The organism is Bradyrhizobium sp. (assembly GCF_035570375.1).
Taxonomy (GTDB): Bacteria; Pseudomonadota; Alphaproteobacteria; order Rhizobiales; family Xanthobacteraceae; genus Bradyrhizobium.
Genome location: NZ_DATMLW010000230.1, coordinates 1 through 10054, shown reverse-complemented (window position 1 = coordinate 10054; position 10054 = coordinate 1). Strand labels below are relative to the sequence as shown.

At 59.7% G+C, this 10054-nt stretch carries 14 protein-coding genes and 2 pseudogenes; 4 read left to right on the top strand and 12 right to left on the bottom strand.

Features of this window, described 5'->3' with window-relative positions:
* Positions 1-191: 191 nt before the first annotated feature.
* From VNX23_RS24970 to VNX23_RS24960, 3 genes are all read right to left on the bottom strand, one after another.
* Positions 192-1568 carry a sensor histidine kinase gene (locus tag VNX23_RS24970; protein ID WP_325634234.1) on the bottom strand — a complete coding sequence of 459 codons (1377 nt, stop codon included), beginning with the start codon at positions 1566-1568 and terminating at the stop codon, positions 192-194.
* A gap of 117 nt (positions 1569-1685) precedes the next feature.
* Complete coding sequence (locus VNX23_RS24965; protein ID WP_325634233.1) at positions 1686-2357, bottom strand: response regulator transcription factor; 672 nt, start codon at positions 2355-2357, stop codon at positions 1686-1688.
* Between the two features lie 243 nt (positions 2358-2600).
* Entirely contained in the window at positions 2601-3266 is a 666-nt protein-coding gene (locus tag VNX23_RS24960; protein ID WP_325634232.1) for a metallophosphoesterase, read from the bottom strand.
* Between the two features lie 122 nt (positions 3267-3388).
* On the opposite strand from VNX23_RS24960, the gene VNX23_RS24955 reads away from it, so the two are divergent.
* Complete coding sequence (locus VNX23_RS24955; protein WP_325634231.1) at positions 3389-3757, top strand: VanZ family protein; 369 nt, start codon at positions 3389-3391, stop codon at positions 3755-3757.
* A 12-nt stretch (positions 3758-3769) separates the two neighbouring features.
* Here VNX23_RS24955 and VNX23_RS24950 read toward each other — a convergent pair whose 3' ends face one another.
* From VNX23_RS24950 to VNX23_RS24935, 4 genes are all read right to left on the bottom strand, one after another.
* Complete coding sequence (locus VNX23_RS24950) at positions 3770-3961, bottom strand: hypothetical protein (RefSeq protein WP_325634230.1); 192 nt, start codon at positions 3959-3961, stop codon at positions 3770-3772.
* 134 nt (positions 3962-4095) lie between these two features.
* Positions 4096-4704, bottom strand: coding sequence for a hypothetical protein (locus VNX23_RS24945; protein WP_414643073.1), 609 nt, complete (start codon positions 4702-4704; stop codon positions 4096-4098).
* Between the two features lie 223 nt (positions 4705-4927).
* Positions 4928-5086 (bottom strand): hypothetical protein, encoded by a 159-nt coding sequence (locus VNX23_RS24940; RefSeq protein ID WP_325634229.1) that lies wholly within the window; start codon positions 5084-5086, stop codon positions 4928-4930.
* Positions 5087-5395: 309 nt separating this feature from the next.
* Positions 5396-5557: a hypothetical protein gene (locus VNX23_RS24935; protein WP_325634228.1), complete on the bottom strand. Its 162-nt coding sequence runs from the start codon at positions 5555-5557 to the stop codon at positions 5396-5398.
* Between the two features lie 272 nt (positions 5558-5829).
* Here VNX23_RS24935 and VNX23_RS24930 point away from each other — a divergent pair.
* A pseudogene (locus tag VNX23_RS24930) lies at positions 5830-6597 on the top strand (Ku protein); the annotation flags it as partial.
* A gap of 231 nt (positions 6598-6828) precedes the next feature.
* On the opposite strand, the gene VNX23_RS31135 reads toward VNX23_RS24930, so the two are convergent.
* From VNX23_RS31135 to VNX23_RS24910, 4 genes are all read right to left on the bottom strand, one after another.
* The gene (locus tag VNX23_RS31135) at positions 6829-7005 is read right to left on the bottom strand and encodes an SHOCT domain-containing protein (RefSeq protein WP_414643072.1); all 177 of its coding nucleotides are present in this window, start codon (positions 7003-7005) and stop codon (positions 6829-6831) included.
* Between the two features lie 178 nt (positions 7006-7183).
* Entirely contained in the window at positions 7184-7441 is a 258-nt protein-coding gene (locus tag VNX23_RS24920; protein WP_325634227.1) for a GlsB/YeaQ/YmgE family stress response membrane protein, read from the bottom strand.
* A gap of 51 nt (positions 7442-7492) precedes the next feature.
* On the bottom strand, positions 7493-7708 hold the full coding sequence (locus VNX23_RS24915) for a hypothetical protein (protein ID WP_325634226.1): 216 nt from the start codon (positions 7706-7708) through the stop codon (positions 7493-7495).
* Between the two features lie 135 nt (positions 7709-7843).
* Positions 7844-8089, bottom strand: a complete 246-nt coding sequence (locus VNX23_RS24910) for a hypothetical protein (protein WP_325634225.1) — start codon at positions 8087-8089, stop codon at positions 7844-7846.
* A gap of 317 nt (positions 8090-8406) precedes the next feature.
* Between VNX23_RS24910 and VNX23_RS24905 the strand changes: the two genes are divergently transcribed.
* Together VNX23_RS24905 and VNX23_RS24900 are read left to right on the top strand one after the other, a co-directional pair.
* Positions 8407-8592 carry a hypothetical protein gene (locus VNX23_RS24905; RefSeq protein ID WP_325634224.1) on the top strand — a complete coding sequence of 62 codons (186 nt, stop codon included), beginning with the start codon at positions 8407-8409 and terminating at the stop codon, positions 8590-8592.
* A gap of 815 nt (positions 8593-9407) precedes the next feature.
* A complete protein-coding gene (locus tag VNX23_RS24900) occupies positions 9408-9707 on the top strand; it encodes a hypothetical protein (protein WP_325634223.1) in 300 nt (99 codons plus the stop codon).
* A gap of 51 nt (positions 9708-9758) precedes the next feature.
* Here VNX23_RS24900 and VNX23_RS24895 read toward each other — a convergent pair.
* Positions 9759-10054: pseudogene (locus VNX23_RS24895) on the bottom strand (hypothetical protein); the annotation flags it as partial.

The window sequence follows — 10054 nt, the reverse complement described above, 5'->3', positions numbered from 1 at the left end:
ACTGCGGCGGGAGCTGGGCGAGGTAATCCCTCAGCCGTTCGGTTGATGTCTGGCTCATGCGCCCGAATTGCACGCTGTAGTCGCGCGGACGGTAAAATGCGTCCGGGGCCATTTTAAGAGCGCCGACGTTAAGAAGTCGTTTAGGATGACGATCGAGGGTCGGCCCGCCTACGTCGGCCCTGTGAGCGGCCCTACAGGCTCGGCAGCACCAGTTCGGCCCGCAGCCCCCCCACGGGCGCACGGCCCAGCGAGAGGCTGCCGCCATACAAGGCCGCAAGATCCACCACAATTGAGAGCCCCAGCCCCGATCCCGGCTTGGATTCGTCGAGCCGCTGACCACGCCGTGAAACCTGCGCACGCTCGGCCTCCGAGAGGCCGCGTCCGTCATCATCGACGATGATTCTGAGCGTCGGCCCCGCGCCGGGCTCGACTGGCCCTTCCATCAGCACCTGGATCAGAACCCGCGAGTCGGCCCATTTGCACGCATTGTCGACGAGGTTGCCCGCCATCTCCTCAAGATCCTGCCGCTCGCCGCGGAACTTCGCGCGCCGGTCGGCCGCAACCTCGATGGCGATGCCGCGGTCGCGATGGATCTTCTCCATGGTCCGGCGCAAGGCATCGATCACAGTCGCCACCTCGGTGATTGTTCCGATGGCGGTGAGGCGGGCCGCGATCCGCGCTCGCTTCAGATGATGAGCGACTTGGTCGCGCATGACTTCGGTCTGCTCCCAAACCTTCATCGCGAACGGGTCGGCGGCATGCGCGGAAGCCTCGTTGACGATCACGGAGAGCGGCGTCTTGATCGCATGCGCAAGGTTTCCGACATGGGTCCGGGCGCGCTCGACGATTTCGCGATTGGCTTCGATCAGCGCGTTGGTCTCGCGTGCCAGCGGCGCGATCTCGACCGGAAACTCGCCCTCGAGTCGTTCGGCGCGGCCGGAACGAATATCGGCGATGGAATCCGAAATGCGCCTGAGCGGCGCAAGGCCGAAGCGGACCTGGAAAATCGTGGTCAGGACGAGGACAATTGAAAGTGCGGCGAAGGTGCCGATGAGGTAGTAGTCGAAATTGCGCGTCTCGTCGAAAATCTCCGAGGCGTCGCCGGCAACGCTGACCAGGAACTTGCCGTCGGCGCCGAGATCGACCGGCCGTTCCACCATCCGCAGCGTTTGCCCTTCCGGACCCTCGACATAGCCAAGGCGAATTCCGGCCGCGGTCAATTCGGCGCCGCGCTCCTCGAGCTTCGGCAGCTTCTTGTCCCAGAGCGAGCGCGAGTCGCGCACCTCGGCCTTGTCGGAATCGGTGCGCGTGATCTGCCAATACCAGCCGGACAGCGGCAGTTCGAACAGCGGTTCGCCGAGCGACTGGAACTGGCGATCAGGCGGCTCGTCCGGCGTTGCCACTTCCGCGACCAGCGTGCGCAGATAGAGATTGAGCCGGCGGTCGAAGGCACGCTCGCTGGCATTGCGATACACCGACGACAACACGATGCCGGTGATGACCAGAATCACCACCACCCAGGCGGTGGCGGACAGGAACAGCCGAGTGGCGAGCGAACTGCCGCGCATCAGGCCGTGTTCCCGCGACAAATCCGCCCGGGCTGCACCCGGCTCGGTGGATACCGGTCTTTGGAGAACATCATGCCCAAGCAGAGCACAGGGCGAGGCAGTTCATCAACCCGCCGATCAGGTGCCTGGCGCAGGCGGGGTCAGCAGATAGCCGAGCCCCCGCACGGTCTGGATGATATCGACGTCGAGCTTCTTGCGGATGCGGCCCACGAACACCTCGATGGTGTTTGAGTCGCGGTCGAAATCCTGATCGTAGAGATGCTCAACCAGCTCGGTACGCGACACCACGCGCCCGGCATGGTGCATGAGATAGGCCAGCAGCCGGTACTCGTGCGACGTCATCTTGATCGGATTACCGGACACGCTGACCCGGCCGGTGCGCGTGTCGAGCGAAACCGGTCCGCAGGTCAGCTCGGACTGGGCGTGGCCGGTCGAGCGACGGAGCAGCGCGCGGATCCGGGCCAGCACTTCCTCGAGATGAAACGGCTTTGCCACGTAATCGTCGGCACCGGCGTCAAAGCCCTGAACCTTGTCGCTCCAGCGATCGCGCGCAGTGAGAATTAGGACTGGCATCGAGCGCCCATTGCGACGCCAGGCTTCCAGCACCGAGATGCCGTCCATTTTCGGCAGCCCGATATCGAGAACGACCGCATCGTAGGGCTCGCTGTCGCCGAGAAAATGGCCTTCTTCGCCGTCGAAGGCCCGATCGACCACGTATCCGGCGTCAGCCAGGGCCGTGGTCAGCTGACGATTGAGATCCGGATCATCTTCAACGACAAGCAGGCGCACGCTTCTCTCCGAATGTGAGCGGTACAATTTCAGCCATAAAGATGATCCCGGCCGGCGTGAACGGGCTATGAACAATCGAACACCGCAAGATTACTTTTTATTCACAAGTCCTGTTTTCTGACTGCTCCGGCGCCTCGAGGGCAGCCGGGCGTCGGCGCAATCCTTTTGGCAGATTCCAGCAATCTTTTGGAGTGCCTGGCACGCCTGTTTAGAAGACGCCGAGACCCGCGGTCCGCAGCCGGCTCATCGCTCTGCCGGCGCTCCCCTGACCATGATAAAATCCACCGGGCCGCCCGGCTTCTCATCGTCGAACACACCGATGGTCAGCCGTCCCGTCCGCCACGCCAGCGTGTCCAGGTTGGTGCGGCCTTCGTAAAGCAAGGGGCCGTCGGGGCAGTTGTCATGGCCGTGGACGACGTGGAGATTGCCGAGCCCCCCGGCAAATCCCTTCGGATAGCGCTTCCACAGTAGCGTGTGCGGATCCTGCCGTTCGAGAGGAATCTGGGGGTCAACGCCGGCGTGAACGTAAAGGCGATGCGCATCGACATGCGTCAGCCGCAATCCGTTGAGCCAGTCGATATGGGCCTTCGGGACCGCGGCCGGGTCGCCCCCGTAAGAGGCCAGTGCGGCGTCCCCACCCTTCTCGATCCAGGCCCCCATCTTCGTTGCATCCCGCAAGGCATCCACCATCAGCGCGTCATGGTTGCCCTTGAGCGCAATCAGGCTGAACCGATCGCCGATACCCGACGTCAGCCGCTCGATGACGCCCTTGCTTGCGGGCCCCTTGTCGACATAGTCGCCGATCGTGACGATGACGCCTGCATGACCTCGCGCGGCGATTTGAGCCAGACCGTCACACAGCAAATCGAGTCGGCCGTGGATGTCCGGGATGACGTAGGTCAGACTCATGGGGATAAAAGGTACCGGCGAGGTTTGCCGAGGTTAAGGTTTGTCGAGCAATCATCTGTACAACCAGCCTGCAACGCGACGAATGGGTTGAGATTGGTCGGGTTCTAGCTTACTTACCGGTCATGATTCAAAGAATATCGGTCTTTACCGGCTGGCTCGTTCTCGCCTTCGTCGTCTATGCAACGCTGTCGCCGGTTGGCGCCCGCCCGGTACTCGCTCTCCCGCACCTCGAGCATTTCGCTGCCTTCGCGCTGATGGGCCTCGCATTCGCCTTGGCCTATCCCAACCGCGTGCTGCTTGTCGTGGCTCTTGTCGTGGGAACCGCGGCCGGTCTGGAGGCGCTTCAACTGTTGACGCCCGACCGCCATGGCCGCGCCGCAGATGCCTTCGTCAAGGCACTCGGCGGGATCAGCGGAATCAGTGTTGGCCAGACATTGTCATTCCTTTTGCGGATCAACCTGGCGCGATCAGATGGTTCAACCCGATTTTGACCGCAGCAATTCTCAGCATCCCTTGATCAGCAAAGGGCCTGCAAAAACATCGTCGGTATAGAACTGACAGGCTTGACTGTCAGCGTCGCGAGGCTCGATCGCGGCTTTCAGATTGAGCGGCATCCCAATGAGGCTGGCGCTTGCCGAATGCAGGCCCATGCAGAGCGCCACGACAGCGACCGTCAGGATCGAAATCTTCTTCATGGCTGCTCTCCCGTCATTTTTCGAAAACGAGGATAGTGCCGGTGGATTTCGATTCCGGTTCGCGGTCGGATCAAATGCAGCGCTCGGCGGGCGCTATTTGTTAACCATCCGATTCGACGATCGCGACGGGCGATTCAATCACGTGCCGTTGCAGGCTTGTGGTCCGGAAACCTGCTCAGCGTTGCCGCCTTCAAAAACCTGAAATGAGTGATCGCCGTCGCAAGCTCCTGCAGCCGGCGTTGGCCATTGGCAATTTCGGCATCAAACGAGTCTTGATGTCGGCTGTCCAGCGCTTCGCGATCCAGATACTCGTTAGCGGCGTTTCCGACTGTCGCCGCCGCGCGTGCCAGCACATCTTCAACGCGGCGGTTGAGACCCGATTGTTCCTGCTCGGCCTCGTGGAGGGCATGCTCGATGGCGCCCAGGATGGAGCCGACCCGCGAGCGGTCGGTGCCAATGTCCCGATCGGTCGACCGGGCCTTGAAACTCCGGTTGTCCCCTCGGCCTGTGAAGAAATTGTGCGCGCGAGCCCGCAAGAAAAGCTGAAACATCGATCTGTGTCCGGTCCAAGCCGTGGTTTCCGGTGTCCCGGTTTTCACATTCGCACCGTGTTGCAGCGAGGGCTTTTTACGAATGTCAGAACCAGGGACACCAACAAATACGGAATTCCAGCGCGGTTCCGGATTTGACCTTGTTGCGAGTTTTCGCGGCGATACCGAAGCGACGGTCAAATCGACCCGCACTCAGCGCACCATAGTCCACGTCACTCTATCTTGGTTAAGATATCCTGAATTGTCGGAAACGCCTGCGCAGGCCCGGGCCATCCCAAGGGCCGAATGTCAGCGACAAGGAGTTCTCGGAAAGTCAACGCAGGGGCCTTTGCCGGGCCCATTGCAGTCACTTGCCGGCCCGGCGAACGCACGCCACCTGATTTGGTCGCGCCGTTCCGGATCTCCCTGTGCCGCGTCAGAATGCCCGGCGGGGATGGCCGAACATCGAGGTGACCGGCCGTGTGTTGCGCGAAGCGTAGGTCGGATGGCGCCGATGCGCGCGCCATGCGCATGCGGCATATCCAAGACCAAAACCCACAACGAAGATCGACGACTGGATGAGAATAGTGAGCATAGGATTCGTCCGGTTGTCGCCCCCGCAGTATCTTCACTGCCGACTTGTGACGACATCATGGTTTCTGAACGCGAAAACCTGCCACCCGCGGAAACTTTTTGTCTGCGCAAGCTGCCGCGAAAATGGTCAGCGCGAGGCGATCATGCGCGATTCGCAGTTAGGGAAAAACAACAAAGCACGAGCCTGAAGGCGTCAGTGACAAGACAGAGCAATTCGCCGTTGCGACCAAGAGGCAATCGCGGGAACTCTTGTCGGCCTCCGCGCCCTAGCAAATATCCGCAAAGGTTCCAGGTCGGAAACCTCGCTCCCTCAGGTGCGGAAGAATACGAACCAGAGCACCCCGAGGATCAGCACGGCGAGGCCGGTTGAAACCGTCAAAAGAGCAAGCACCGACGGACCGGGTTCGGCCTGCCGCGCTTCGGTCGGAGTTTCGACGATCTGACGTTGCTGTCCCGTTCTCTGCGTAGCCATGGCGGCCTCGATTTCCTCGGGTGTCGCGTAAGGCGCCGGTCCCCCCCGGTGGCGCACCCGGGGCAACGCATGATTTCAGATCATGTTCCGGGCCTTACCACGCTCTGATCAGGCGTCAGATCAGGGCTCCGCCGACTGCGATACCCATGCGCCCGCACGCGGAAACACGGCCTGGTTAACGCCGTTGGGAGATTCCTCGCCGCGGCTCCTTGAAAGGCGGTTTGCGGGTGGTAACCTCGGCCTTTTGGTACGTTGCGTCTTAGGAGCATCCCATGGCCCCCCGCGCCAATTGGAAGGGCTTTCTGCGGCTTTCGCTCGTGACCTGCCCGGTCGCGCTTTATCCGGCTACTTCCGACACCGAAAAGGTCAGCTTCAACCAGATCAACCGCAAAACCGGCCATCGCATCAAATATGCCAAGGTCGATGCCGATACCGGCGCGGAAGTCCCCTCCGAAGACATCATCAAGGGCTACAAGGTCGATACCGACACCTATATCGAAGTCTCGAAGGAGGAGCTTGAAGACATCGCTCTTGAGTCGACGCACACGATCGAAATCGACGAGTTCGTGCCGAAGGCCGATATCGACAGTCGCTACCTGATCCGGCCCTACTACCTCGTACCCGACGGCAAGGTCGGTCACGACGCCTTCGCAGTGATCCGCGAAACCGCCCGCAGCATGAACAAGGTTGCGATCGGACGCGTGGTGCTGACCAACCGCGAACACATCATCGCACTCGAGCCGCTCGGCAAGGGCCTGATGGGCACGCTGCTGCGCTACCCTTACGAAGTGCGCAGCGAAAAGGAATATTTCGACGACATCCAGGACGTAAAAGTCACCAGGGACATGTTGGATCTCGCCAAGCACATTGTCGAAAGGATGTCCGGTACATTCCAGCCAGATAAGTTTGAGGACTATTACAGGACCGCCCTAATCGAATTTTTGGCTAAAAAACAAAAGCGCTCTGCCTCCGATCCCGCGCCCACCAACGTCGTCGACCTGATGGATGCATTAAGAGGAACCCTTGCTGCCAAGAGGGAGCGTTGAGGGCCCAAGGCCGACGGCGTTGGCAAATCAGAAGCCATCCGCCGCCTGGTCGAGAGGAACGCCAAGGTAATCACGTGCGCGAGCGGAAAGTGCGGCGTCTTGGTCGGCGGCAACGCCGCGCTGTGGCTGCGCCTCGATAATCTCAGCATCAGCTCGCAACCTGGCTGCACCGCCGCCTCACACCCGCCCAACCGGCCGCCACTGGGTGGTCAGGGCAGCAGTCGCTCACAACCGGGAGAGAAGCTCCGCCTTCTTGGCTGCGAATTCTTCCGACGAGAGAATGCCTTTCTTGTGCAATTCGGCCAGCCGCTCGGCGGCCGCGGCGATCATCGCCAAAACAATAAGGATGATGGTACGTTTGCTAAATTCGAATTCTTTGGGCCGTACGGGCGGCTCGCTCACTTCTTCACCTTCAGCCCGATCTCGACCAGGCGGCCGATGGCCGCCAACATCGCTAGGTTTGTGAGAGGGTCAGAAACAGGTTCTAGTGCTGCCGATCCGATTACAAGTGACGCGGGAGGAATCTGAAATGTGCGGCGCATTGGCGTGCGCCTCGATCTCACTTCATCGCAAACGGAATCTAAGTGCGCCCCTTAATTGCGCGCCACGCAAAGATCAGAATACAGGCTCCGATGAAGCCCGCAACGAGGTAGCCGAGCCACCCTCCGAGCGCGATGCCAAAGAAGCCTAGCAGGAAATTGGCCAGTGCAGCACCCACGATACCGAGTAATATATTGGTGAGGATGCCAGTCCCGCTCTTCATGAACATTTCAGCGAGCCAGCCGGCAAGACCGCCAATGATGATTGCCGCGATCCAGCCAATTTCAGCGTCGTTCATGTTAGTCCTCCTTGTTTAGATATCGCAATCATAGTGGTGCCGAGGCGCCGCTCACTTCATACTGGAAAGCAACAGGTGAACGCGCGAAAGCCGCAAGTCCGGGTTTGGCAATTCAGCAATTTTGCTGCTGCCGGCGCTGGCGTCCCGATCGATAGGGACAGGGTCTTTGTCTCTCAAATGGGTGGCGCCGATCGAGATCATGATCCCCAGCGCAATGGCCAACACTGTCAGAACGACGAACTTAAAAGTGATCGCTATGTGGGTCATCGCGAATACTCGCTTTGACCTACCCCACGCGCAAGATGCCATCTCCTGCTGAGTCGAGGAATTAGAAAGCTAAGCTAAGCGCGCCACTCCACTCATTTTTCTTCAGCCAGAGCTCGATAGGCGGCGCCAGGCCCCTTAATCATGAACGTCGAACAAACGGGGATTCGCGTTGACGTACTCTGCCCACAACTGCTCCATCATCATTTGCACTTCGTGGGGCCGATAATCGTCGCCATTCGGAAGCAGGTTACCGAGCTGGCTGAGGTTCATGATTCCGGAGTGTGGGGCGCCGGGATGCGGAGTAGATGTCGCCCCAGTCGGTTTATGGGTGATGCCCTTGGACCAAATCTTAAATTGATCTCGCTGAACCGGTGTCGTCATCTTGCGCTCCTGGCCCAAGCTGCGCTTTTCGGGCGACAATAGCCAGTGACGCTATGTGGTAGGGTTCCACGAGGCCCCTTGGCACCGAAAGGCCTCAGCCATGGGGTCGGCACCGTCCCGTCTTGCGCTCCGAAGGCTGCATGCGGGGCGGTGCTTTTCGCGTGCGAAGAACACAGGCTGTATTCGCCGCAAGCCGCTGGGTCTCGACAGTGAATTCTTAAGTAGAGGTTTTCTCATGGGCGTTCTGGGCAAGACCCACGTCTAAGGCGATTTAGCGCGGGTCAGTTTAGTACTCGTATCTCGCCGAGGATAAACCGATGACCAAATTATACTTTGAAGACGCGGAAATCGGCACCACTTGCACCGCCGAACCCTATCTCGTCACCACGAACGAAATCATTTGGTTCGCTAGGCACTATGATCCGGTGCCCCGCCACATCGGGCCGGTTGCGCTTGAATATTGGAACCAATCAAGTCAGGCTCGTATTGATGACGTGCGTTGATCAGGACGGAACTGTTTTGATTGCACTTCGCTGATTTCTGCATCTCTACCAAGAAAAGGCGGTCTGTCATGGGGGCGCTCAAAATGCTTAGGACAAAATTCATTGCGACGATGACGCTAACGCTCTTGATTGGTGGTACGGTGGCAAACGCGCAGACTAAGGGCGCAGGATCATCGGGCCCAGCAAGTTCGACAATTCCGGAGGCCCCGATTGGTCATCGCCAACCACGCGCCGATCAGGTGCCCTCGGAGAAGACTCTGACCAATCCGAATGATCCCTTGGAGAAGGAAAACGCCATTCTCGACCGCAAAATGAAGAGCATTTGCCGGGGTTGCTAAGGCTGCACCGGAAATCGGAGCACGCGGTTGCCGTCCCGCAGGCATTTGCCGCAATTTTCCGAGTCGATGTGATCCAGATCATCGACCTTTCGCGCTTATCCAGCGTACCTATCTTGCCGACTACCGCTGCTGTCCGAAGGGGCAGGGCAATTTCAAGTAGTTGGCAGGGGCCGCTCTAATTTCAGCGCGGAGACGGCCCCACTCCTGCACGGCTGCGTGCTCGCAAGGCAGGCTACGAGAAAAGCCAGATGATAACCGTCGCCAGTGGGAGGCCGATACCCAACGACCAGCCAATGACCATCGCAAGTGCCAAAAGCAAACCTACCCCAGCCCGCAACGCAGGCAATGACATGCCGCTGCTCCTTTAAGCTCGCCGTCCGATAGAATCACTTACGATTGCTACTTAGGCAGGCCGTAAAAATAAGTCGCCTTGATGACATGCCTCGGCTGTCCCGGCGGCTCATTAAGCGCTGCTCTTTGACACAGCTTCGCGAATCTCTCTATCGTTCTCGCATTGTCAACACTTGGGGGTTCGATATGGACGACGTGAAAGCTGTCATCGAACAAGCGACCGATGCGATAGGCACGCCGGAAGCACCTGCGGAAGCGCCGAAGCCTGAGGTAAAAGTCGGGCAGGCCGCAAAGAAAGTCGCCAGGAAGGTCTGGCCGAAGAAGAAGGTCGGTAAGAAAGCCAAGGCGTCAGCCAAGAAATCCGCAAAGAAAGCGCCCAAGAGGGCGAAAGCCAAGAAAAAGAAGGCAAAGAAAGCGAAGCGCTGAGGTCAAACGAAAACCTCGGAACGAAGGTCCAGTCCTACCCGCCGCGCGCGATCAGACGCGCGCACCGCGAATGAAACTCGGCTCAATATCGAACAGGCCAGCCATCACCGCTGATCGCGATCGAGTGGCTGCAGCATAATCCGCGCAATAGACCAGGAGCCCACGCACACTGCTGTCGCGCATCTCGCCGAAGCTGATCTTGGTCAAGGTCGTCTGCCGCGCATTCAACAGTCTCAATGTTATCCAGCCCCGCCGCGCCGGCGCTTCGGCGCACATGGTCAAGGCCGATATGTCACTGGCCACTACCCCGCCGTTTGGCCCTACGCGCTTCGCTACCTGGATGGTCT